The organism is Aphanothece hegewaldii CCALA 016, from assembly GCF_003007785.1.
Lineage (GTDB): Bacteria > Cyanobacteriota > Cyanobacteriia > Cyanobacteriales > Microcystaceae > Chroococcus > Chroococcus hegewaldii.
On record NZ_PXOH01000003.1, the window covers coordinates 25,764 to 51,605 of the forward strand.

Annotated in this window: 12 protein-coding genes; 6 read left to right on the forward strand and 6 right to left on the reverse strand. The window is 37.3% G+C overall.

Features of this window, described 5'->3' with window-relative positions:
• Nucleotides 1-128: 128 nt before the first annotated feature.
• Nucleotides 129-2,015: a type I polyketide synthase gene (locus C7H19_RS03505; RefSeq protein WP_106455508.1), complete on the reverse strand. Its 1,887-nt coding sequence runs from the start codon at nucleotides 2,013-2,015 to the stop codon at nucleotides 129-131.
• Nucleotides 2,016-2,190: 175 nt separating this feature from the next.
• On the opposite strand from C7H19_RS03505, the gene C7H19_RS03510 reads away from it, so the two are divergent.
• From C7H19_RS03510 to C7H19_RS03525, 4 genes are all read left to right on the forward strand, one after another.
• On the forward strand, nucleotides 2,191-10,587 hold the full coding sequence (locus tag C7H19_RS03510; protein ID WP_106455509.1) for a type I polyketide synthase: 8,397 nt from the start codon (nucleotides 2,191-2,193) through the stop codon (nucleotides 10,585-10,587).
• A gap of 6 nt (nucleotides 10,588-10,593) precedes the next feature.
• A complete protein-coding gene (locus C7H19_RS03515; protein WP_106455510.1) occupies nucleotides 10,594-18,255 on the forward strand; it encodes a type I polyketide synthase in 7,662 nt (2,553 codons plus the stop codon).
• 77 nt (nucleotides 18,256-18,332) lie between these two features.
• Nucleotides 18,333-19,403 carry a DNA cytosine methyltransferase gene (locus C7H19_RS03520; protein WP_106455511.1) on the forward strand — a complete coding sequence of 357 codons (1,071 nt, stop codon included), beginning with the start codon at nucleotides 18,333-18,335 and terminating at the stop codon, nucleotides 19,401-19,403.
• A 110-nt stretch (nucleotides 19,404-19,513) separates the two neighbouring features.
• Nucleotides 19,514-19,621: a BsuBI/PstI family type II restriction endonuclease gene (locus tag C7H19_RS03525; RefSeq protein WP_106455512.1), complete on the forward strand. Its 108-nt coding sequence runs from the start codon at nucleotides 19,514-19,516 to the stop codon at nucleotides 19,619-19,621.
• 114 nt (nucleotides 19,622-19,735) lie between these two features.
• Here C7H19_RS03525 and C7H19_RS03530 read toward each other — a convergent pair whose 3' ends face one another.
• Entirely contained in the window at nucleotides 19,736-19,999 is a 264-nt protein-coding gene (locus C7H19_RS03530; protein WP_106455513.1) for a hypothetical protein, read from the reverse strand.
• Nucleotides 20,000-20,133: 134 nt separating this feature from the next.
• Nucleotides 20,134-20,841: a M15 family metallopeptidase gene (locus C7H19_RS03535; RefSeq protein ID WP_106455514.1), complete on the reverse strand. Its 708-nt coding sequence runs from the start codon at nucleotides 20,839-20,841 to the stop codon at nucleotides 20,134-20,136.
• Between the two features lie 142 nt (nucleotides 20,842-20,983).
• Between C7H19_RS03535 and C7H19_RS03540 the strand changes: the two genes are divergently transcribed.
• The gene (locus tag C7H19_RS03540) at nucleotides 20,984-22,201 is read left to right on the forward strand and encodes an HhoA/HhoB/HtrA family serine endopeptidase (protein WP_106455515.1); all 1,218 of its coding nucleotides are present in this window, start codon (nucleotides 20,984-20,986) and stop codon (nucleotides 22,199-22,201) included.
• 58 nt (nucleotides 22,202-22,259) lie between these two features.
• On the opposite strand, the gene ychF is transcribed toward C7H19_RS03540, so the two are convergent.
• Both ychF and C7H19_RS03550 read right to left on the reverse strand, forming a co-directional pair.
• Nucleotides 22,260-23,351 (reverse strand): redox-regulated ATPase YchF, encoded by a 1,092-nt coding sequence (ychF, locus tag C7H19_RS03545; RefSeq protein ID WP_106455516.1) that lies wholly within the window; start codon nucleotides 23,349-23,351, stop codon nucleotides 22,260-22,262.
• Between the two features lie 145 nt (nucleotides 23,352-23,496).
• A complete protein-coding gene (locus C7H19_RS03550; RefSeq protein ID WP_106455517.1) occupies nucleotides 23,497-24,162 on the reverse strand; it encodes an SH3 domain-containing protein in 666 nt (221 codons plus the stop codon).
• A gap of 358 nt (nucleotides 24,163-24,520) precedes the next feature.
• On the opposite strand from C7H19_RS03550, the gene C7H19_RS03555 reads away from it, so the two are divergent.
• Entirely contained in the window at nucleotides 24,521-25,333 is an 813-nt protein-coding gene (locus tag C7H19_RS03555; RefSeq protein WP_106455518.1) for an inositol monophosphatase family protein, read from the forward strand.
• On the opposite strand, the gene C7H19_RS03560 is transcribed toward C7H19_RS03555, so the two are convergent.
• A complete protein-coding gene (locus tag C7H19_RS03560) occupies nucleotides 25,318-25,812 on the reverse strand; it encodes a glutathione peroxidase (RefSeq protein ID WP_106455519.1) in 495 nt (164 codons plus the stop codon). The two genes, C7H19_RS03555 and C7H19_RS03560, sit on opposite strands and share 16 nt — an antisense overlap.
• Nucleotides 25,813-25,842 lie beyond the last annotated feature (30 nt).

Genomic DNA, 25,842 nt, shown 5'->3' on the forward strand with positions numbered 1-25,842 from the left:
TTTTCAGGGTTTATCGACCAAAACCATACAATTAATTTGTAGAGACGTGATATATCGCGTCTGTACGATTTATACGAATTTGGTATTATTATGATTTGTCGACCAAACCCTACAGATATTCGGCAGCTTTAGACTTTTGTTTCAATCCAAAAACGTTGGCGTTGAAATGGATAGGTAGGTAAGATAACTTTATTACAAGACTCATTTTTATATAATTCTGACCAGTTAATCGTGTCTCCTTGGATATAAAGTTGAGCAATTTTTTGTAAACTTTCTAACTGATTTTCTGCATTAACTGTAGGAGTTTGGTTTCCAAACCCTTTATTATCTCCAAACCCTTGAGACGCTTTGCTGTAAAAAATCGGATCAGTAATTTGCCCATTAATAAATAAATTTAGTTTACCTTGTAATTCTTCAGTTGAAGAAGCAATAATACATAAACGATGATTAAAATGCGCACGCCCTGTATTTACTGTAAAACAAATATCCGTGAGTGACAGATCTCGATGAGTTTTAAAAAAATGGTAATATTTTTGTACTAATTCCTGTAAAGCTTTTTCACTTTTTGCCGAAAGGGTAAAAAGATTGATTGAAAGTTCCTTTGTTTTAATTTCCTTTAGTGGTGCTTCTTCAACAACAACATGAGCATTTGTACCACTAAAACCCAAAGAACTCACACCCGCAATACGTGGCATATTTCCGCGTTTGAAGGGTGTAAGCTGAGTGGGAATTGTAAACGGTAAATCTTTCCATTCAATATTCGGGTTGGGGGTTTTAAAATGAATCTGAGGGGGGATTTTTTCGTGTTGTAGGGCGAGAACAACCTTAATAAGACTTGCTATACCTGCTGCGGCTTCCGAATGCCCAATATTGGCTTTAACTGCCCCTAACAGTACCGATAGATTTTGTCCAAAAACAGCCCCTAACGCCCCAACTTCAATGGGATCACCTAAAGCGGTTCCAGTGCCATGTGTTTCAATATAGCTAACCTCTTCAGATTCTACCTTAGCATTCTCCAAGGCTTGTCGGATCACGGCTTGTTGTGCAGGGCCATTGGGTACGGTTAAACCACTGCTTCGCCCATCTTGATTGATCGCAGAACCGCGAATCACTGCTAAAATATTGTCATGGAGTGCGCTGGCATCACTTAAACGTCTTAAAACAATAACACCACATCCCTCGGAACGAACAAAACCATTAGCCGACGCATCAAAGGTTTTACAACGACTTTCAGGAGATAGCATCCGCGCTTTAGAAAAATTAATACTTACTTCGGGCAAAAGAATAGTATTCACACCACCCACTAAAGCGAGATCACATTCACCATTGCGTAAACTAGAAATAGCCAAATGAACCGCCACCAACGAAGACGAACAAGCCGTATCGATCGCCATACTGGGGCCAGTTAGTCCTAAACTATAAGATAAACGACCTGCCGCGATACTGTGAGTATTTCCCGTCGCCAGATAAGCATCGATATCCGTCACATCTCGCATTAATAAGCGATGCCAATGATCATTCCCACAAATACCAATAAAAACCCCAGTTTTGCTACCATTCAGTTGATCTGGGGCAATTCCCGCCATTTCTAAGGCTTCCCAACTCACCTCTAAGAGTAGACGTTGCTGAGGATCAAGACTCATCGCTTCACGGGGGGCAATGCGGAAAAATTGAGCATCAAAATCTTGTAAATTAGATAAGAAACCGCCCTGATGGACATACATTTTACCAGGACTAGCTAGATTTGCGTCATAATACATTTGGGTGTCCCAACGATCTAAGGGAATATCTGCGATCGCATCCTCACCCGATGCTAAAAGATGCCAAAACGTCTCAGGGTTATTAGCTTCTTTGGGAAAACGGCAACCCATCCCAACAATAGCAATGGGTTCATGTTGAGCATTTTCGAGACGTTCAATTTTAGCTTGAAGTTGTTTAAGTGCTAGATACACCCGTTTTGTGCTTGAAGACGTATGATCATCATTCGTCTCTATGGGGTTTGAGTTAGATATCATCCTGAATATATTAATGAGAATTGTTTGACAGTTATTGAATTGAGGTCAACATTAACGAGAAACTGTCACGATATTGCTTAAGATCTATTGTGAGTTCGTTCATCCTCATTTAAAGTATATAAGATGAAAAACGAGAATAGCGATTCATCAAGGTATCGGTAAAGTATAAAAATCAATGGTTGATCCGACACAATATTCTTTTAGGAAAGACAAACTATCTAAGCGCAGTCACCCTGGAACATCTCAGACTCATTCTGATCAGTCTAACGCTAAACCCTTCGCTTTGAGTGATGGTGGTTTTCTTTTTTATGAACCGAATACACCGACAACTTTACCCGAAATTCTTTTATTAGCTGCTAGGATTACAACAGGAACTCGTCTCATTTATCTAGATCGACAAGGGTTCGCAAACGCCCAATCTTACGCCGAATTACTCCAAAACGCCTCAAAAATTTTGACGGGTTTACGAGAAGCTGGTTTAAAACCCAAAGATCAAGTTATCCTACAATTAGAAGAAACTAGCGATCTACTGACTGCTTTTTGGGGCTGTATTCTTGGTGGTTTTATTCCCGTTATTCTCGAAATTGCTACGGCAACTCCTACCCTAGAAAAACTGCGCCATCTGTGGAATTTTTTAGATAAACCCCTAATTATTGCCAAAAATAACGCCCAAATTCAGCAATATCTTTCTCATCCTCGAATTTTTAGTCTAGATCTAAATTATCTCGCTACAACTGACTATCATCAACCCAAACCCGATGATGTTGCTTTTTTCAACCTCACTTCTGGCAGTACGGGAATACCCAAATGTATTCAACTAACCCATAAAAATATATTATCTCGCGCTATTGGAGCAAACATCCACAATCATCATCAAAGCGATGACATTATTCTAAACTGGCTACCTTTTGATCATATCGGTAGTATTTCCGATTGGCATCTACGCCCTTGTATACTGGGATGCACTTCTATTTATGTCCAAAAAGAATATATCCTCAAACGCCCCCTAAATTGGCTAGACTTAATAGATAAGTACAAAGTTACTCACAGTTGGTCGCCTAATTTTTTCTATGCTTTACTCAATGATCAACTGAAAAACGAACCGAGACAACATCGGTGGGATCTTTCCTCTGTTCATTGTCTCCTAACTGCTGGCGAAAATATTACCCAAAATGTTATTCAAGAAACCCTTAGACAACTCTCATCCTATGGTTTAGCGCAAACTACGATTAAACCTGCTTTTGGAATGGCGGAAGTCGGTTCAGGAATTACTTATTATATTCACAAAACAGAACCCTTTAAATTTTATCCCATTGATGAACAAGGAACATTTGCTGATTTAGGAACGCCAATACCTGGAATTACACTGCGCGTTGTCGATGATAATAATACTATTGTATTAGAAGACGAGATCGGTTATCTACAAGTTAGAGGCGAAGCAGTTACCCAAAGCTATTATAATAACCCAGAAGCAAACGAAGCGGCATTTACAGAAGATGGCTGGTTAAAAACAGGAGATTTAGGCTTTTTGAAAAAAGGTCACTTGATGCTTACAGGTCGTAGTAGTGAGATTATTATTATTAATGGGACAAACTACTATAGTCATGAAATTGAAGCGATCGTTGAACAAATAGAAGGGGTTACCGTCTCATATACCGCCGCTTGTGCCGTCAAAAAAGATAACGATGAAACCGAACGACTCGCTATATTCTTTAGCACAAATCTACAAAATTGTCAAGTTGTATGTCAGGAAATTAGGCGATCGCTCATAGCAAAAATGGGGATTAATCCCGATTATCTCATACCCCTTTCTCAAACCGAAATTCCTAAAACCGCCATTGGTAAAATCCAACGTAGCAAACTCGCGCAACAGTTCAAAGCGGGTTTATATAATGACATCCTTCACTCATTAACCTTGTCTTTTGACCCCAATCAAATTGAACAACAACTCCAACGCATTTGGCAAGACGTTTTACGGAGCGTACAAGACAGCCCCTTACAAAAATCAGACATCGGTCTTCATGATAACTTTTTTGAACTGGGGGGAACCTCATTTCTACTGGTACAAGTTCAACAACAATTACAAGAATATACAGGACAACCTCTATCCATTACCGAACTCTTTCGCCACCCGACCATATATACACTAAAACGTCATTTATGTCAAGGTAAAAACCAACATCAACCCAAAACCAAAAAAGAAGTCATTAAAGGCGATATTGCCGTTATTGGGTTATCGTGTCGTTTTCCTGGGGCGAAGACAATTGATGAATTTTGGCAAAATCTGACCAATAACGTCGAATCAATCAGCCTTTTCCACACCGAAGAGATCCTAGCTTCTGGCATATCACCCGAATTAGTCAATCATCCCAACTATATCAAAGCCAGTCCAATTTTAGATGACATCGAAACCTTTGACGCAGAATTTTTCGGCTTTTCTGCGGCTGAAATAGAACTTATAGACCCCCAACAACGACTATTATTAGAATGCGCTTACGAAGCCCTCGAAGATGCAGCCTGTAACCCATTCACGTATACAGGTGACATTGGCATCTATGCAGGTGCTGCCATGAATACCTATCTACTGAATAATATATATCCTAACCGTCATCGACTTGACCCAAATGATTCTCTTGATGTCGCAACACTCGACTCAATGGGTGGTTTTCAAATGATGGTTGCTAACGACAAAGATTATTTAACGACACGAATTTCTTATAAACTTAATCTTACGGGCCCTAGTATAAATGTACAAACCGCTTGTTCATCGGGACTTGCAGCCATTCATCTCGCTGTTATGAGTTTAAGACAGGGTGAATGTGACATGGCGTTAGCGGGTGGTGTATCCGTACAAGTTCCCCAAAAAATCGGTTATCTTTATCAAGAAGGGATGATCCTTTCTGCTGATGGTCATTGTCGCGCTTTTGATGAGTCAGCTAGTGGTACTATTTTCGGAAGTGGCTGCGGTTTTGTTCTCCTCAAACCTCTAGAAACTGCACTCAAAGATCACGATCGCATTTATGCTGTTATAAAAGGTTCAGCATTGAGTAATGATGGCGGTACGAAAGTCGGATATTTTGCCCCTAATGGAGATGGACAAGCCCGCAACCTAGAAAGTGCCTTAAATAACGCAGGAATTACAGCAGAAACCATCAGTTATATTGAAGCACACGGAACAGGAACTCTGCTAGGAGATCCCATCGAAATCGCTGGACTATCCCAAGCATTTCGGAATTATACTCAAAAAAAGGGTTTTTGTGCCATTGGTTCCGTAAAAACGAATATCGGACACTTACAAATTGCTTCTGGAATTGCAGGATTTATTAAAACCGTACTTTCTTTATATCATCAAAAAATCCCTGCTTCACTGCACTTTAAAAAACCCAATCCTCAAATTGACTTTGAGCATAGTCCTTTTTATGTTAATACAATGTTACAAGATTGGACATCGACAGAAAGTCCCCGTCGCGCTGGTGTAAATTCTCTGGGCATTGGTGGGACAAATGTTCATGTTATTTTAGAAGAAACCCCCACAATAGAAGATAAACCCTTAGAAAATAGCGATCGTCCCTTCCATCTTTTCACACTTTCTGCGAAAACGAATACAGCCTTAAACGATTTAGTTAAGCAATATCAACAATTTTTAGCCAAAAATCCCAATATTTCCTTAGCGGATCTTTGTTTTACCGCTAATACAGGACGCGCCCACTATAGCGATCGTATAGCCATTATTGCCGAATCCGTCGCACAATTACAAGAACAATTGAGTAAAAAACTCACAGTCATCCCAAACACGACATCGCCTAAAAAAATCGCCTTTCTTTTTACGGGGCAGGGTTCACAGTATATTAATATGGGGCGACAACTCTACGAAACTCAACCCGTCTTTAGAGAAACACTTAATCACTGTGCGGATATATTACGTCCTTTTTTAGATAAATATTTACTTGATGTATTGTATCCACAAGATATAACACCCCAAAATGGACACACATTACTCATCAATAATACAGCCTATACTCAGCCAGTATTATTCGCCTTAGAATACGCCCTGTTTAAATTATGGCAATCATGGGGAATTGAACCAACTGCTGTTATGGGACATAGCATTGGTGAATATGTTGCAGCAACTGTAGCCGGTGTTTTTAGTTTAGAAGATGGACTAAAATTAGTAAGCACACGTAGTAAATTGATGCAAGCTTTACCCCAAAATGGCGAAATGGTTGCGGTAATAGCTGATGAGTTTACAGTCAAAGAAGTCATTAAAAAATACGAAAAAGAAATAGCCTTCGCTGCTTTCAATAATTCTCAGAATACCGTCATTTCAGGGACACGAACAGCCATTCAAAAAATCGTTAAACTGTTGGAAGGACAAGGAATTAAAACTCAAACCTTAAATACTTCTCATGGGTTCCATTCTCCTTTAATGAAACCCATGATCGCCGAGTTTGGTCGCATAGCGCAAGAAATTAGCTATAATTTACCCCAAATCGCTCTGATTTCTAATGTAACAGGAACTATTATTCGAGATGAAATTGCTACACCCGCTTATTGGTGTCGTCAAATTCAAGAACCTGTAAGATTTGCGGATGGTTTTAAGGTTTTGTTACAAGAAGGCTACAACATTTTTATTGAATGTGGTAGTAAACCTATCTTACTCGGAATGGGACAAGCGATCGCACAAGAAATCAACCCCAATACTGCTCATGACTATCTCTATAACCCTAGTTTGTCTCCAAAATCTTCTTTACAAACTGGTCATGATGCGTCTTTACCAATAATACTAAATAGTGTTGCCCAACTCTATCTTAGAGGTGTAGCGATCGATTGGATTAGTTTTGAAAAACCATTATCTCGTTATAAGCTTAGTTTACCCACTTATCCGTTTCAAAGAAAACGTTATTGGATCGAGCCACCTTCTAGTATAAATGTTTCGCCTCGCCAAGAGTTAAACATTCATCCATTATTAGGAAAACGTTTACCATCAGCCCTCAAAGAAATTATCTTTCAATCCTGTCTCAATCTAAATACCCTAGAATGGATTAAAGACCATCAAGTTTATCAAGTTCCTATTTTACCCGCAACCGCATATATAGAAATCGCTTTAGCCGCCGGGCAAAACGTTTTTAAATCGACAAATCTCGTTTTAGAAAATATTACCATTCAACAACCGTTAATTTTTGCTGACAACAATTCCACAACAATTCAAGTAATTTTAAATAAAAATTCGGAACAATCAAGCTTTGAAATTTATAGTTTGATTAACGAGGATGAATGGAAACTACATAGCTTTGGGAATATTACGCACACAAACTATACAATAAATAATAATATACCTAATTTTGAAATATTACAAAAACTAGAATTAATATCAACTGAAAGCTTTTATCAACAATGCCAAACTCAAGGTTTAGAATATGGTGAAACATTTCGAGGGATTAAACAACTTTGGCGGAAAGACGGACAAGCATTAGGAAAAATACAATTACTGCTAGATACTCATCATTATTTATCTCATCCTAGTTTACTCGATGCTTGTTTTCAAGTTGTTTTAGCGGCGTTTCCTACTTTTGCCACAACAGAAACCTATTTACCCTATCGCATAGAAAGTTTGTGTTTTTATCGTCTTCTGAGTTCAAATATTTGGAGTTATGTACAAATACGCCCCATAACAGAGCAAAATCAAATCATTGCAGACTTACAAATATTCGATGAAACTGGATTAATTGCAGACATTCAAGGACTTACATCAAAACGCGCCAAACCAGAAACCTTACTCGGAAAAACCAATACAATTAATCATGATTGGTTTTATCAAATTGAATGGCAACCACAGCCCCAAATTCCAGTCTATCAATCTAAACAGAATTATGGTCATTGGCTTATTTTTGCAGACTCGACAGGCATAGGTCAACAGTTAGCCAACTTATTAGAATCACAACACCAAACTTGTACACTGATTTTCCCCAGTGATCTTAACTTAAAACAAAGCGAATACGATCAGCAATTACTCAACTCATTTTCAACCATAACAGGTGTCATTCATTTATGGAGTTTAGATATCGCAGACACTTTAGAACAAGGTTTAGAAAAAAGTTGTCAAAGTACCTTGTATTTAGTTCAAGCATTAATCAAACAAAGTGAGCCAACACATCTTTATCTGATTACACGCGGCACACAAACCGTAGCTAACCACAATCCTAATCTAAATCATATCGCGGCCTCGCCACTGTGGGGAATGGGTAAAGTCATTGCTCTAGAACATCCCGAATTAAACTGTATCAGAATTGATCTCGATTCAAACCCAAAAAATGACGTAATTCAAGATATATACTCGGAAATCATGACGCAACATATAAATACACACCATGACGCGTCATTAGGTGGTATTGAAGATCAAATCGCCTTTAGAGAGGGTTTACGTTATGTTCCTAGATTAGTTCGTGGTACTTTACCTCAAAAATCATCTTCTAGCGAAGAACCATTACAGTTAGCCATTAAAAACCGAGGAACCATCGATAATTTAACTTGGCAACCCCAAAAACGAAATAAACCCGCATCTCAAGAAGTAGAAATACAAGTTTGGGCGACAGGATTAAATTTTCGGGATCTTTTGAACGTATTAGGATTATATCCAGTCGAAGAACTCGGTTTAGAGTGTGTAGGCGAAATTACCGCAATAGGTGAAAGCGTTACAGACTTAAAAATAGGTGATACAGTAATAGCGATCGCACCGAATAGCTTTAGTCAATATGTTACCGTTAATGGGAATCTAGTCGCCAAAAAACCGAAAAACCTCAGTTATCCCGAAGCAGCAACTATTCCAGGTGCTTTCCTGACTGCCTATTATACCCTCATTCATCTAGCCCAACTCAAACCAGGTGAACGAATTCTCATTCACGGGGCCGCCACTGGAGTCGGTTTAGCCGCCGTCGAAATTGCACAATATAAAGGTGCAGAAATATTCGCCACCGCATCCGAAAGTAAATGGGACTATCTTAAATCTAAGGGCGTAAAATATGTCATGAATTCCAGAAACCTTGAATTTTCTGATGAAATCATGAGAATAACACAAGGAAAAGGTGTAGATGTCGTTCTTAATAGTCTTAATGGGGAATTTATCCCGAAAAGCCTATCCGTTTTAAATTCTGGGGGACGTTTTCTCGAAATTGGTAAACAGGGAATTTGGCAACCCGAACAAGTCGCGCAAATAAGATCAGATGTATTATATACAAGCTGTGATCTTTTAAAACTAGCCCAACAAAACCCGCAGCTTATTAAAGATTTGCTTTCTCAACTACTCATCTTATTTGAAGAGCAACTTAAACCCCTTCCTTTTTCGATTTTTTCATCAAAGAGAGTGATTGATGCTTTCCGAAAAATGAGCCACGCTAAACATATCGGAAAAATTCTAATTAAATCGCCCAAAACTAGCGTAATTCGCAGTAACGGCACTTATTTAATTACTGGAGGACTAGGAGATATTGGGCTCAAAGTCGCTCAATGGCTGATCGAAAAAGGAGCCTCAACACTAATTTTAGTCGGCAGAAATAAACCCTCAACACAAGCCCAAGAAACCATTACACAACTAACCCGCCATACCACAAAAGTTCTCGTTTGTCAAGCTGATGTATCTAATTACCATGACATTTCTGAGATTTTTCAAAAAGCGAAAACATTGCCACCGCTACGGGGTATCATTCATGCAGCAGGGGTTTTAGATGATGGAATACTTGAAAATCAGACTTGGGAACGTATGAATCAAGTCTATTTACCCAAAATTCAAGGAGCATGGAACTTACATAAATTGAGTCAAAATCTGCCCTTAGACTTCTTTATTTTATTTTCCTCGGCGGCATCTTTGCTAGGGAGTGGAGGTCAAGCGAACTATGTCGGTGCAAATAGCTTTCTTGATAGTCTAGCATCGGCTCGTCATAAAATGGGTCTTCCTGCAATGAGTATAAATTGGGGTGCGTGGTCAGAAATTGGTCTAGCTGCGAGAAATCATACGGCGAGTTCAAGTATACCGGGTATGGATGCGATCGCGCCTGAACACGGTCTAAACATCCTAGAACAACTCCTTACCGAATCTATAGCACAAATTGGCGTAATAAATCTCGATTGGTCAAAAATTCCAAAATCACCCTTTTTGAGCGAAATTATCACCGAAACCAATAATAATATAGTAAGCTTGTATCAAGACGTACAAAAAAACGATTTAATGACACACGTTTTATTACAACTTGCGACCGTACTTGGTTTAAAATCTATTGAAGCCATTGATCCACAACAAGGTTTTATTGAACTTGGTCTCGACTCCCTAACCTCAGTTGAATTCAGAAATCGACTTTCAATGACTTTAAACTGTACCTTACCTTCTACCCTCGCCTTCGATTATCCCACTGTCACAGATTTAGTCAATTATCTAATGAAAACCCTATATACTAACAAAAACGCACCAAAACAAATAGTTAGCGCGTCATTGCCTGATCTAGACACAATTTTAGAAGACCTTTCGGACTCGGAAGCAGAAATATTACTAAATGAGATGCTCGATAACCTCAATTATTAATCAATTATGTCAAATGAACCGATCGCTATCATTGGTATAGGGTGTCGTTTCCCTTGTGCACCAAACCCAGTTGCTTTCTGGCAATTAATGCGAGATGGCAAAGATGCTATTACTGAAGTTCCCTCCTCTCGCTGGAATGTAGATACTTATTACCATCCCGACGCAAAAGAACCCAACAAAACAAATACACGATGGGGAGGTTTTCTCGATCAAATTGACCATTTTGACCCGCTATTTTTTGGCATTGCACCGCGAGAAGTCCTTTCAATGGACCCCCAACAACGCCTCATGCTCGAAGTTGCCTACGAAGCTTTAGAAGATGGGGGAATTATCCCCGAACAAATCGCAGGAACTAGAACAGGTGTATTTATTGGGATTGGCAGTCATGAATATTCGACGATGCTTTGGCACAAACCCTTAAATGACCCCTACAGTACCACTGGAACCGCCAACTGTCTAGCAGCGAATCGAATTTCATATGTATTTGATTTCAAAGGGCCAAGTTTAGCAGTAGATACAGCTTGTTCGTCTTCTTTAGTCGCTGTACATCTAGCGTGTCATAGTTTATATACAGGGGAATCAACTCTAGCCATAGCGGGTGGTGTGAATATTATTATGCTGCCAGGCGGTGTGGTGGGTTTTACCAAAGGCGGTTTTCTGTCGAGTGAGGGACGCTGTAAAAGTTTTGATGCTGATGCTAATGGTTATGTACGGAGTGAGGGAGCAGGTGCCGTTATTCTGAAACCCCTCAAGAATGCGATCGCGGATGGAGATCGGATTTATGCTATCATTCGTGGGACAGCTACAAATCAAGATGGGCGTACTTCTGGACTCGCTGCACCTAACCTACAATCACAGATTGATGTTCTAAAAGAAGCGTATCACAACGCGGGGATTTCTCCAGACAAGGTACAGTACATCGAAGCACATGGCACCGGAACCAAAATCGGCGATCGCATCGAATTAGAAGCCCTTAACACAGTTCTCGCCCCAAACCGTAATATAGATAATATTTGTGCCATTGGTTCAGTCAAAAGCAATATCGGACACACCGAAACCGCAGCAGGAATAGCAGGACTCATTAAAGTCGCACTAGCTTTAAAAAAACGTCAAATACCAGCCAATTTACACTTTAATAAGCCTAATCCTGCCGTAGATTGGTCTAATCTCCCGCTACGTGTACAGGAAACCTTAACGCCTTGGAATAATACCAAAACTCCCCTCATTGCTGGTGTTAATTCTTTTGGTTTTGGTGGTACTAATGCTCATGTTGTACTAGAAGAAGCCCCAATTAGTCAATCTTATAGCTCTAAAATCTTAGAACGTCCATTCCATCTACTGACGCTTTCGGCAAAAACAGAACCCGCATTACGAGAACTTGCTGATCATTATCGACTATATTTAGAACAAAATCCTGTAACATCGATCGCGGATATTTGTTATACAGCCAATACCCGACGCTCACAGTTTAATTATCGTTTGTCTGTAATAGCAGAATCTAGAGAACAATTACAAGAAAATTTAACGGCTTTTAGCCAAAATTTACATACACCATCAATTCAGTTTTGTCAAGTAAATGATACAAAACTTGAGCCGATTGTTTTTCTTTTTACAGGACAAGGTTCACAATATATCAATATGGGGCGACAACTGTACGACACCCAACCCCTATTTAGACAAACACTCGATCGTTGTGCAGAAATCTTAAAAGCATATATAAATATACCTTTACTCGATGTTATCTCTTCAGAATTGATCGATCAAACCATTTATACCCAACCCGCTTTATTTGCCTTTGAATATGCGTTAGCGACTCTATGGATGTCGTGGGGTGTTGTGCCATCCGTCGTTTTAGGGCATAGTGTTGGGGAATATGTCGCAGCTTGTCTAGCGGGAGTTTTTAGCTTAGAAGATGGGTTAAAACTGATTGCAGCGCGTGGTCGTTTGATGCAGTCCTTACCTAATGATGGCATGATGTTAGCCGTTTTAGCAAATGAAACGACAGTACGAGAGGCAATACAATCTTATGCGGAAGATGTCTCTATTGCGGCGTTTAACGGTACAGAAAATTTTGTCATTTCAGGGCGAATTGATGCCATAAAATCGATTCAAGCCTATTTTACAGCACTAAGCATCAAAACAAAGCCACTAACAGTGTCTCACGCCTTCCATTCTCCCTTGATGGAACCAATTTTAAATGATTTTGCTCAAGTTGCTCGTGAAATAACCTATCATCAACCCTGTTTAAGTTTAATTTCTAATCTGACGGGAGACTTTATCACCGATGATATTGCTACACCTGAATATTGGTGTCTGCATATTAGACAAGCGGTTAAGTTTGCTCAAAGTATTACGACTCTCCAAAATCACTATAAAATATTTATTGAAATTGGCGCACAACCGACTTTACTGGGAATGATTCGCACTGTATGGACTACAAGCCATGAAATGTCTTTACTACCCAGTTTACGTTCAGGCTGTTCCGACTGGCAACAATTATTAAACAGTTTGAGCGAACTTTATTTAAAAGGATATAAAATAAATTGGGTTAGTTTCGATCAAGATTATTCTCGTCGTTTAGTTACATTACCTACTTATCCCTTTCAACGTCAACGTTATTGGGCTGAAAATGCCGAACAGTTTATTACTTCTTTTTCATCTCAAGTCGAAAAAAATAGCCCCACCATTCACCCTCTTTTAGGACAAGCCGTATCAATTGCCAATAGTTACTCAATTCTATTTCAAACAAAAATTAGTCAAAATAAACCGATTTACCTACAAGACCATTGTTTAGAAAATACGCCGATTTTTCCTGCTGCTGCTTATATAGAAATGGCAATAGCAGCCAGTTATAGTCTTTATCCTGAGAATAATATTCAACTGAAAAATGTTAGAATTGAACAACCATTAACTTTAAGTGAAGGTGTTAGTAAAACAATTCAATTAATTTTAGATCCTGTAGAGTCACAATTTAAAGTTTTTACCATTAATGAAGCTCAAGTTAGTACTCTTCATGCTCAGGGTGATATTGTAATTCCCGAAAAGTATCAACAGAAGTCAGTTAATCTTCAAAAAATAAAAAATGAATGTCATCAAGTTTTATCTATTGCTGAACACTATCAAAATTGTCAAAAACAAGGCTTAAATTACGGTTCTTACTTCCAGGGGATTCAAGACATATACTACAGTAATAATCAAGTTTTAGGACTAATTAAACTGCCAGATAGTCTACAACAAGAAGCGAAAAACTATCAGCTTCATCCCACTGTATTAGATGCCAGTTTTCAGATTATTGGGGCAAATTTAGAAAAAAAAGATGATATAGTCTATCTTCCAGTTGGCTTAGAAAGTATTTATTTTTATCGTCCATTAACTAATTTGTTTTGGAGTTTTGTAGAAATTAAACAACAAAATACTACAGAAATCAAAGCCGATATACAATTATTAACTGAATCTGGAAGTATTTTAGCTGATCTAAAAGGATTTACCTTAAAAGCAGTTAAACGTCAATCGTTAGAGCAAATTTTTCAAGATAAACCGAAAAAAGAAGTTACACAACAATTAGAAAATAATTTATATTATCAAATTTCTTGGCAAGCAAAACCGAAATCCAAACAAACTCAAAAATTAGTAGGAAATTGGCTGATTTTTGCAGACGCTCAAGGAATAGGAAATAAATTAGCCGATGTAATCCAAAAACAAGGAAATCATTGTATTTTAGTAAGTATTGGAGACACTTATATTTGCATTGATAAGCAACACTATCAAATTAATCCTTCAAAAAGTGAAGATTTTAAACGTTTATTCAATCAAAAACGTTCTGATTTAAAAATTGTTCACCTGTGGGGTTTAGATGAATCAACGAATTTAGCTGAATCACAAATTAGAGGTTGTGGAAGTGTCTTACATTTAATGCAAGCTTTAAATCAAACCAAAGTAACTCATCTAAACTTAATCACAAAAAATACTCAGGTAGTAAAAAACGAAACCCAATTACAAATACAACAATCGACATTATGGGGAATTGCGCGTGTTATTCGGTTAGAATATCCTGATTTATTTTGTCGCACTATCGATTTAGATTCACTCGAACAAAATCTACAAATCTTAGAAAATGAATTACTAAATCCTGACAATGAAGAACAAATCGCCTATCGTGATGGAATACGTTATGTACCGCGTTTAGTTCCACAAATATTAGATGAGCAAAAAAACGAATCTATTCAATTAAAAATAACACAAACAGGCTCATTAGATAATTTAACACTTACACCTTTAATACGTCGAAAACCTGCACCCGATGAAATCGAAATTGCTGTAAATGCTACGGGTGTAAACTTTCGTGATGTTTTAAATGCACTCGGAATGCTACAACCTTATTTAGAACAAATGGGGTTTAAAAATGCGTCTGATATTCCATTTGGGGGCGAATGTGCAGGAAAAATCGTAGCAATAGGAGAAGCGGTTAAAGGGTTACAAATAGGTGATGAAGTTATCGCAGTATTCGCTTTAAGTAGTGTAGCGAGTTTTGTCACCGTTAAATCACAGTTTGTCGTCTCCAAACCCAACCAGATGACTTTTAGTGAAGCAGCAACCATTCCCAGTACATTTTTAACCGCATATTACGGGTTACATTATTTAGCCAAAATTAAAGCAGACGATCGTATTCTAATCCATTCAGCAGCAGGAGGAGTAGGACTTGCAGCAGTACAAATAGCCCAACGAGTCGGGGCGAAAGTTTTTGCCACCGCAAGTTTACCAAAATGGGATTTTTTGCGAGAAATGGGAATTCAACACATCATGAATTCTCGTAATCTCGATTTTTCTCAAGAAATCATGACATTAACCAATAATGAAGGCGTTGATCTGGTTTTAAATAGTCTTAATGGTGATTATATTCCCCATAGTTTACAAGTTCTCAAAAAAGAGGGTAAATTTGTTGAAATTGGTAAGATTGGCGTTTGGAATGAAGAACAAGTTAAACAGTTTCGCAATGATATAACTTATTATCACTTTGATTTACTAGAAATTGCGCGAGATAATCCTAATTTAATTGCTAAATTACTTAGAGAATTAATGCTTCTTTTCCAAAATGGTAGCCTAAAACCCTTACCGCATAAAGTTTTTGACATCAAAGAATCTGTAAACGCATTTCGCTATATTGCTGGTGCAAAACATATCGGTAAAGTGATTATTTCTTTAAACGAGCAATCCTCATCTACACTAAATATTAAGACCGATAGCACTTATTTAATTACTGGTGGTTTAGGTGCATTAGGATTACAAGTCGCTCAATGGTTAGTACAAAAAGGTGCAAAACATTTAATTCTCGTTAGTCGTAGCAACCCATCTATAACCGCACAAGAAACCCTTCAACAGCTAAAACAAGACGGTGTAGAAATTACTATTACTAAAGGCGATATTTCCAAAATACAAGACGTTAATCGTATTATCGGGCAAAAAAGAAGAGGAAAAAAACAACCCCCACTTGCAGGAATTATTCATGCAGCAGGGGTTTTAGATGATGGAATGCTGTCTAACCTGACTTGGGAACGATTTAAAAAGGTGATGGATGCAAAGGTACAAGGTGCGTGGAATCTTCATATTGCCACTCAAGAGCTACCATTAGACTTTTTTGTTTGTTTTTCCTCAATAGTTTCTTTGATAGGCTCTCTAGGTCAATCTAGCTATGTTTCAGCTAATGTTTTTATGGATACTCTAGCCCATTATCGCCGTAGTTTGGGTCTGCATGGACTAAGTATTAATTGGGGCCCTTGGAGTGATGCAGGAATGGCCGTTAATTTAGAACAAAATCTCTTGGCAACTAAAGGAATTACCAGTATTACCCCAAAATTTGGTTTACAAGTTCTAGAATCTCTATTAGAGCAAAATCTTACTCAGTCGGGTGTCTTTTTAGTAGATTGGTCAAAATTCTTAACTCAATTACCACCTAATAAAGAATATCCTTTCTTTGAAAAACTCAAACCTATTGTTACTCCAATTCCTGAAAAAACAACTAAACAAAGTTCAGAATTTATCCAACAATTTGAAGCAACTCCTAAAAGTGAACAAAAACAATTTTTATCGGAACATATACGACATCAATTAGCTAGAGTATTAGGTTTTAGTCAAGCGGACCAAATTGACCTATCACAGAATTTTTCTGATTTAGGGATGGATTCTTTAATGGCAGTAGAATTCAAAAATAATCTACAAGTAAGTCTAGATATTACCCTTTCTAATAATCTATCCGTTGATTATCCTTCTGTCGAGTTATTGACTAACTATTTACTCGAGGACACGTATTTTCGACAAGTCGAAAATACCAGAGTGTCCGTAACAGAAATTGGACAAAATGAAATAGTAGATATTGTCCAAATACCAGTAACCAATAATTTACATACCAATGGTCATAAACCATCAATTGTTACACCACAAATCAAAAGCGAAATACAGAATATACCCCAACAATTTTATAAATTTGAGGAATCTAGTGAATATATTAGCTTAAAAAATGATATCAATAAAGCTAATCAACTTGGCAACCCATTTTTTATCGTTCGTGATGGAATTGCTAAAGATACCATGATAATTAATCAACAAGAATACATTCATTATTCTAGTTATAATTATATCGGAATGTCTGGTGATCCAAGAGTTTCTCAAGCAGCAAAAGAGGCAATAGATCGTTATGGGACTTCTGTTTCGGCGAGTCGTATTTTATCTGGTGAAATTGCTTTACACCAAGCATTAGAAAAAGAAATTGCTGATTTTTTAGGAACTGAAGACTGTATTGTTTATATTGGTGGTCATACGACAAATGTTACTACAATTGGTCATTTATTTAGAAGAAATGATCTAATTTTATATGATGCCCTGAGTCATAATAGTATACGTCAAGGGTGTCAAATGTCGGGTGCGACATTAATAGAATTTCCCCATAACGACTGGCAAATTCTAGAACAACTTTTGATTCAGCATCGTCATTTGTATGAAAAAGTTTTGATTGTTATTGAAGGAATTTATAGTACTGATGGTGATATTGCTCCTTTGCCTGAAATAGTGGAATTGAAAAAACATTATAAAACATTTTTAATGGTAGATGAAGCCCATTCTATCGGGGTACTTGGTGCAACAGGAAGAGGAATAGGTGAATATTTTAATATACCTGCAAAAGATGTTGATTTATGGATGGGAACCCTGAGTAAATCATTTGCAAGTTGTGGGGGTTATATTGCTGCTTCTAAAGCAATCATTGAATATCTTAAATATAGTGCGCCTGGTTTTGTTTTTAGTGTGGGAATGACTCCCGCTAATACTGCATCTGCTTTAGCTGCTTTACAACTTCTTAAAACTGAACCAAAACGAGTGAAATTATTATGCGATCGTTCTAAACTTTTCCTTTCTCTTGCTCAAAAATTCGGATTCAATACAGGAATTAGTAATAATACACCAATCATACCAATTATTATCGGTGAACCTGATGCCTCTGTCGAATTATGCAAAGAACTATTTAAACAAGGTATTAATGTACAACCAATGGTTTATCCTTCTGTTCCTTATAATGCTGCTCGTTTACGCTTTTTTATTACTTCTTCTCATACCGAAGAACAAATTAAATTTACTTTAGAAGCATTAGAAAAAGCGATGATGTTACTGCCTAAGTAAGTATTATATAGATAGCTATATTGCTTTATGATTAGCTATAACCCTAAATTTATTATAGAAACTAATTCTTGAAAAACATGAATGAAAATTATTCAAATAATAAACTTAATACCTCTCCATACACCAATAAAATTAATAGTTTATTAAAACCTAAAATTAACCATAATTTACCATTAGTTATGGATTTATTTGCTGGATGTGGCGGATTAAGTTTAGGATTTGAGGCACAAGGATTTTTAACAGTTGGCTATGAAATCAATCGAGATGCGTGTCTTTCATATTCACAAAACCTTCAAGGAGATTGCTTGAATATTAAATTAACCGAATATACAGAATTACCCAATCCTCAAATTATTATAGGTGGTGTTCCTTGTCAACCTTTTAGTGTGAGTGGTAAACAAAAAGGATTGAACGATACTAGAGATGGGTTTCCAATTTTTATCTCGGCAGTGAAAAGATATCAACCCAAACTATTTTTAATTGAAAATGTTCGAGGTCTTTTTTATCGCAATAAACCATATTTAGAAAAAATAATAACTCAGTTGCGTCAACTTGATTATTTAATTGAAGTAGATTTATTAAATTCAGTTTGGTATGATACTCCACAAAATAGAGAAAGAGTTTTTATTGTAGGTCATCGGGGAAAGTTTAAGTTTCCTCAAAAAATAAATATAAAAATTTCCGCAGGAGAAGCTTTAGGTGATTTAGCTGTTTTTATACCACCTGAATCAAATTTTTTGACCCCAAGTATGGATTCTTATATAATAAAATACGAGAAAGCCTCACATTGCTCGCGTCCTAGAGATCTTCATCTAGATCAACCTGCTCGTACAGTTACTTGTCGTAATCTTGCAGGTGCAACGGGTGATATGCAGCGTATAAAACTTCCAGATGGTCGTCGTCGTCGTCTAATTCCACTTGAAGCTGCACGATTACAGAGTTTTCCAGACTGGTTTAAATTTAATGGTAGTGAGCAATCAGTGTTTAATCAAATCGGAAACGCTGTTCCACCAATGTTAGCTTATTATTTGGCTAAAAGTTGTAAAGATTATTTTGAATTAAATTTTTTTTATGACAAAAATGAAATCATTGCCAAAAATATTTCTATTACTAATCAACAATCCTCTCAACAATTAAGCTTATTTTAAATTTATTTCAAAAAAATATAATAATTAGTTTATGAATGATGAAAAAAAAGAAATATTAATCGCGGAAGCCAAACAAATTATTAATGATTTAGGACTTCCTAAGAAAATGCTTGCCAAAACTCTTAAATACTATTACTTGGGAAACTCATGCTTGGTTAGCCGATCATCCAACTCATATGATTCATTTTAATGGCGATAAATATTGGATTAATGAGTAATACTAAATCCGCCATAAATTACATCCTTAAAATAATGTAGGGATAGGGAATCCAAATCCTTATAAAAACTGGGTTTGGTTTCCAAACCCCTACGCTGATACAGATTTCTTATAATTAATTTCCGTTTTGTTGTCCGAAAAGATGTTCTAAAATTCGGATAACTTCGGTGCGAATACCTGTCATTTCGTTCCGAATAACCTCTCGATCTGCTTCAGCTTGAGTTAAAAATTGATTTAGCCTTTCCTCTAACCGTCTGATGTGGGCTGTATTGGTGTTAACAGCATTCGTCAATGTTACAAGATCTTGTCGGTTCTGTTGAGTTAAAATAGCTGTTGCTTGTAAGATTTCTTCGATTCGTGAGAGCCTGTCTTCTGTCATTTTTAATCTACTCCAAAATAGTGAAAGTTTTTATATTACTCTTCAGGATACGAACTCAAGGGTATTAATTATAATTATGGGGTAATATGTTGTTATTTATGGATTTGGTAAAAATACTACTTGTTTAACAATACCTAATTTACATCATCAATGACTCGACCATAACGCGCTACTAAAGATGAATCCATCTCCAAAAAAACCCACATTTGATCGCCTAGGGAAAAATGCCACCATTCACCCTGATGACGCTGAAAACCCGCTTTTCTCATGACTTGATTTAATAATTCTCGATTTTGGCAATACATTTGTTCTTGTTTAGTTTTGGCTTGAGCATAATAATCAGGATACGATCGCTCCGATAACTCATCAATTTCGCCCCCCATATCGACTAAATTCCCTTCCCCGTCCACTAAAGTCAAATCAACTGCGGCACCGGTACTATGAGGGGGAGGAGTTGCCAAATCATAGCTAGGTACTGCCCAAATTTTGTACACTTGTGACCAGATTTCTTGTTCAAGTTCGGGGGAAAGATTTTCGGCCGTCAATCCTTGTTCGTTTAATACACTCGAAAATGTATAATCGACCATAAATTGTTGCACATTCACAGGACGATAAGCATCAAAAATTAAGATACGCCATCTAGGATACCGTTTCTCTAAATTAGTTTGTGCTTTTAATAACGCTTCAACAACACCCCGACGAAGATAATACGGAGACTTTCCCCTATAGTTAGCCCCTAATTTTTCATAGGGATGAGGAGATAAAACCGAGAAATAGTCTAAAGGAATAGGTACAAGCGGTTCCCCACACTCTAGAATTCTGATTTTCTGATACGGTTTCATGGCTATCTGTTCAAAATAGGCTGTTAGACAATAGAATGTAGAGAAAAGACCCTACTCAACTCATTCATGACTTTCTCAGAGCGATCGCTTTGCCAAATTGACAACTTTTCAACAATCGTCATATTTTTAGGGCTAGACATTTATGGGGTTATCATCAAAACAATTAGCCATTTATTTCGGTTTATTAGCTCTTGGTGGCGGAGCGGGACTCATTGGAAGTCGATATCTCAACGAACAAGAACTTACTACACAGATCGATGAAAATCCTCAAATTGTTCCAGCAACGATTAAACCTTTTGCCTTACCCTCCTATTCTTCATCTGGAGATAATCTAAATTTTATTGCGAAAGCTGTTCAGAAAGTTGGCCCGGCGGTGGTTAGAATAGATGCAGAGCGTGAAATTAAAGAGGCTTTGCCAGACGCACTAGAACAACCGTTCTTTCGTCGTTTCTTTGGTGAAGAAATCCCCACACCCAAAGAACATTTAGAACGGGGAACGGGTTCAGGTTTTATTCTATCTTCTGACGGCAAACTCTTAACTAATGCACACGTCGTTGAAGGTGCAAGTCAAGTTAAAGTTACTTTAAAAAATGGGCAAATTTATACAGGAAAAGTGATCGGAATTGATCCGATGACTGATGTTGCAGTTGTGAAAATTCAGGCCGCCCAATTACCCGTTGTTGCTTTAGGACGTGCAGAAAATTTACAACCAGGAGAATGGGCGATCGCTATTGGAAATCCATTAGGTTTAGATAATACCGTAACAGTGGGTATTATTAGTGCATTAGGTCGTAGTAGTAGTGAAGTTGGCGTACCTGAAAAACGAGTTAAATTTATTCAAACCGACGCAGCTATTAACCCTGGTAATTCTGGGGGACCTTTACTCAATGCTAAAGGCGAAGTTATTGGAATCAATACAGCAATTCGCGCTGATGCTCAAGGTTTAGGTTTTGCTATTCCCGTTGAAACCGCTACTAGAGTGGCTGAACAACTGTTCTCTAAAGGAAAAGTCGAGCATCCTTATTTAGGAATTCATATGGTCACTTTATCTGAAGAATTACAAAAACAAATTAATCAGAATAAAGATTTTGGCTTCAAAATTGATGACAAAGAAGGCGTAATTATTATTCGTGTTGTTCCCAATTCTCCAGCCAAGCAAGCAGGTTTACAAGCCGGAGATCTCATATTAGCAGTTGGCGAAAAAACCGTAAAAACGGCAAATGATGTTCAAGAACAAGTCGAACAGAGCGAAATTGGCCAAACTCTAGAGATAGAAATTAAACGAAAAGGAGAAATTAAATTAATTTCTGTTCGCCCTAGAGCATATCCAAAACCACAAGAAAACGATGAAAAACAATAATATCTTAATTGATATTTATATTTTTGATTTTTTCTTTTACTTAAAAATAGTCAGATAATTACACATTAAAACGGAATAATAAAATATCGCCTTCTTGCACAATATATTCTTTTCCTTCGCTTCTGACTAATCCTTTTTCCTTGGCTGCATTCATACTTCCCAAAGTAACTAAATCTTGATAAGCAACGGTTTCAGCGCGAATAAAACCTCTCTCAAAATCAGTATGAATTACCCCTGCTGCTTGAGGTGCTTTCATTCCTGCTGTAATTGTCCAAGCGCGGGTTTCTTGAGGTCCTGTGGTTAAATAAGTTCGTAAACCCAATAACTCATAAGTCGCTTTAATTAACGATTTTAATCCCCCTTCTTCTACATCCAAAGATGCTAAAAATTCTTGTCGCTCTTCCTCGGATAAATCGACTAATTCTGCTTCAACTTGAGCCGAAATAATCACAACTTTGGCTTGTTCAGTTTCGGCAAATTTGCGGACTTGTTCCACCCATTCATTCCCCGTTGCTAAATCATCTTCAGCGACATTAGCCGCATAAATAATCGGTTTTCGGGTCAAAAGTCCTAATGATTTAATTAAACTTTCTTCCTCTTCTGATAAACTAACTTGTCTGGCTGATTTTCCTTCACTTAAAACCGCCATCAAAGATTCTAAAACTGTTAATTCTGCTTGTGCTTCTTTACTATTTTTAGCTTGTTTGCGAACTCGGTCAATTCGTTTTTCAACTTGATCAAAATCGGCTAAAACTAATTCTAAATTAATAATTTCTATATCTCGAATCGGCTCTACTGAACCCGATACATGAATAATATCAGGATCATCAAAACAACGCACAACTTGTACAATTGCGTCTACTTCTCGTATATTCGCTAAAAATTGATTTCCTAGTCCTTCTCCTTTGCTGGCACCTTTGACTAAACCCGCAATATCGACAAATTCAATCCGAGTCGGTACAATCTTTTCTGAGCTAGAAATCTTGGCTAAAACCTCTAAGCGTTCATCTGGCACAGAAACAACACCCACATTAGGTTCAATGGTACAAAAGGGATAATTTGCGGCTTCTGCTTTGGCATTAGCGACTAAAGCGTTAAATAATGTAGATTTGCCAACGTTAGGTAGTCCGACGATACCTGCTCTTAACATAAGAATTGATAAAGATTGTAAAGATAATAATATTTTTAATAGTCCGATTAACTACTCTAACACGCTCTGGAAGTAATCAGGCTTAAATTAAAGGACAGGAAAGAACATTCTCTCCTGTCGCTTTAAATAAATTTTGGATTAATTTCTAAATGGTACGATAAGAAGTCTCAACAAATTGGGCAGGAATCCAACCGCCATTTTCTAATTCTAGCCAGTTATTTTCTTTGCGTCCAGTCAAATTCACTCGATCGCCATTTTGCAGTGTTCCAGTGACTCTGTAAGTCGTACCAGGACCAGAATAAACATCTAATGCTTCACCATTGGTTCTGACAAACCCTTCGGCACGTTCTGTACCCGTTGTCTGAGTAGCATAATTGTTGTAATCCGTAGTACGCTGTTTTCCTCTGGTTAATGCGATCAGTAAAGGAATACCAATTAATGGTAACAGTAACCACAGCCAAGGACTAACCCCTCGATCATTATTTTGAGTGTTTTCGGTTGTTTGATTATTATCAAAAGCGACGCTTTGATCTCCTTGAGTATAACCACAAGTCAGTCTAGCTTCGGTGTCACCTTTGACTAAGTTAAGAACGACTTTAACGCGATCGCCTGTCGCATCATACGGCTCAACGGTTAAAATATCTTTTAAAGTGTAGCCATCTGCTTTTGCTTTATCAATACAAGCGGTTTTAGCTGCATTCGCTACATCGGGTGCAACTGTTCCTTGTGCTTGAATGGGTGACGCAACTGCTAAAGTCGCTGCTGATAATATGGCTAATACCCCAGCTTTTTTTAAATTTGTCGTTTTCATTATAGATACCTCGAAAAGAAATTCGCCTTGTTTTTGGCGCTGAATAGATATTCAATAATTTGTCTGGCTAATTTTTTTATTGATTAAGCGTCTGTAATATAATTAAAGACACTTTTTAAAAAAAGACAACAAAACAAATCAGTAAATATCAGGCTCCCTAGTAAAAATGTTTAAATTTGGATTTTTCAATTTTCAGGATAACACTGATCTGTATTCATCACAACTAACATTAGTTACTATATATCCAAGTGACTATTTCTTTAGATAGATAAATTTAAAAACAGATTTTCTCCCTTTTTGAATTTAATTTAGTTTAGATCATCATGCTAAATCCACTTAAGTAAAAAACCGTAATCAAATGATGCTATTAGAAACGATTCAATTAGCCGAAAAATTAGCCGATGTATCGGGAGATATAATCTGTCAATCCTTTCGCCAGCCTAAGCTACAAGCCGAAACCAAAATAGAGGAAGTATCTTCTATTGTAACGCTCGCCGATCAAAAAGCTGAATTAGCAATGGTCGATTTGCTCTCTTTAGAAGCGCCCCAAGATGGTATTATTCGAGAAGAAGGTGAAAATATTTCCTCAGAAAGTGGTCTTTATTGGGTACTTGATCCTATTGATGGTACGGCGGCTTTTGCTAAAGGATTTCCCATTTTTGGTACTTTAATCGGTTTAGTTGATCTCAACAAAAATACAACAATCTTAGGAATTGTTAATCAACCAATACTCAAAGAACGATGGTTAGGAGTAAGAGGAAAAACAACGCGACTTAATAACCAACCTCTTGTTAATATTTATGCCAAAGAAACAAAAAGTCAGTTAAAAGATGCTTGTTTGACATCAACAACCCCGCTAATGTTTATTACACAACGACAAAAAGCGATCGCCACTAAACTACAACAAGTCTGCAAACGAACCGCATTCGGAGGAGACTGTTATAATTATGTTTCTCTTGCGTCGGGATGGAGTGCAATGCCAATGGTTATTTTAGAATCCGATCTCAAGTATTATGATTTTTGTGCGTTAATACCGATTATTGAGGGAACAGGCGGTATAATAACAGATTGGTCAGGAAAACCACTTAATGAACAATCTACAGAAATTCTAGCCGCATCTAATCCCGTTTTACATCAACAAGCATTAGCCGTCATCTATAATAATGACTGAAGATCTTTTTCTAAATCTTCGGGTTTAGTTAGAGGAGCATAACGTTTAACAACTTTACCACTCCGATCAACTAGAAATTTGGTAAAGTTCCATTTAATGCCTTCCGTGCCTAAAATTCCTGGTGCAACTTTTGTCAAGTACTGATACAGAGGGTGTGCATTTTTGCCATTGACATCAATTTTTTGAAAAAGCGGAAAACTTACACCAAAACGCGTTTCACAAAATGATTGTATCTCAGCTTCGCTCCCTGGTTCTTGTTGTCCAAATTGATTACAAGGAAAACCTAAGATGACCAATCCTTGAGCCGCATATTTGTCGTATAATTCTTGTAAACCTTTGTATTGTGGCGTAAAACCGCACTGAGAAGCGGTATTGACAATCAATAAAACTTTGTCTTTAAAACTACTTAAACTGACGGGTTGACCTTCAAGACTAATTGCTGAAAAGTCGTAAATTGAGGGGGTAAGTTGCGTTGTCATAAAAATTCTCGCTGAATAGTTGTATAACCC

Coding starts and splice junctions, on each gene's coding strand:
- C7H19_RS03560 (WP_106455519.1), bottom strand. CDS start 25,812: ATGACAACGCAACTTACCCCCTCAATTTACGACTTTTCAGCAATTAGT.
- C7H19_RS03515 (WP_106455510.1), top strand. CDS start 10,594: ATGTCAAATGAACCGATCGCTATCATTGGTATAGGGTGTCGTTTCCCT.
- ychF (WP_106455516.1), bottom strand. CDS start 23,351: ATGTTAAGAGCAGGTATCGTCGGACTACCTAACGTTGGCAAATCTACA.
- C7H19_RS03535 (WP_106455514.1), bottom strand. CDS start 20,841: ATGAAACCGTATCAGAAAATCAGAATTCTAGAGTGTGGGGAACCGCTT.
- C7H19_RS03520 (WP_106455511.1), top strand. CDS start 18,333: ATGAATGAAAATTATTCAAATAATAAACTTAATACCTCTCCATACACC.
- C7H19_RS03505 (WP_106455508.1), bottom strand. CDS start 2,015: ATGATATCTAACTCAAACCCCATAGAGACGAATGATGATCATACGTCT.
- C7H19_RS03530 (WP_106455513.1), bottom strand. CDS start 19,999: ATGACAGAAGACAGGCTCTCACGAATCGAAGAAATCTTACAAGCAACA.
- C7H19_RS03510 (WP_106455509.1), top strand. CDS start 2,191: ATGGTTGATCCGACACAATATTCTTTTAGGAAAGACAAACTATCTAAG.
- C7H19_RS03550 (WP_106455517.1), bottom strand. CDS start 24,162: ATGAAAACGACAAATTTAAAAAAAGCTGGGGTATTAGCCATATTATCA.
- C7H19_RS03540 (WP_106455515.1), top strand. CDS start 20,984: ATGGGGTTATCATCAAAACAATTAGCCATTTATTTCGGTTTATTAGCT.
- C7H19_RS03555 (WP_106455518.1), top strand. CDS start 24,521: ATGATGCTATTAGAAACGATTCAATTAGCCGAAAAATTAGCCGATGTA.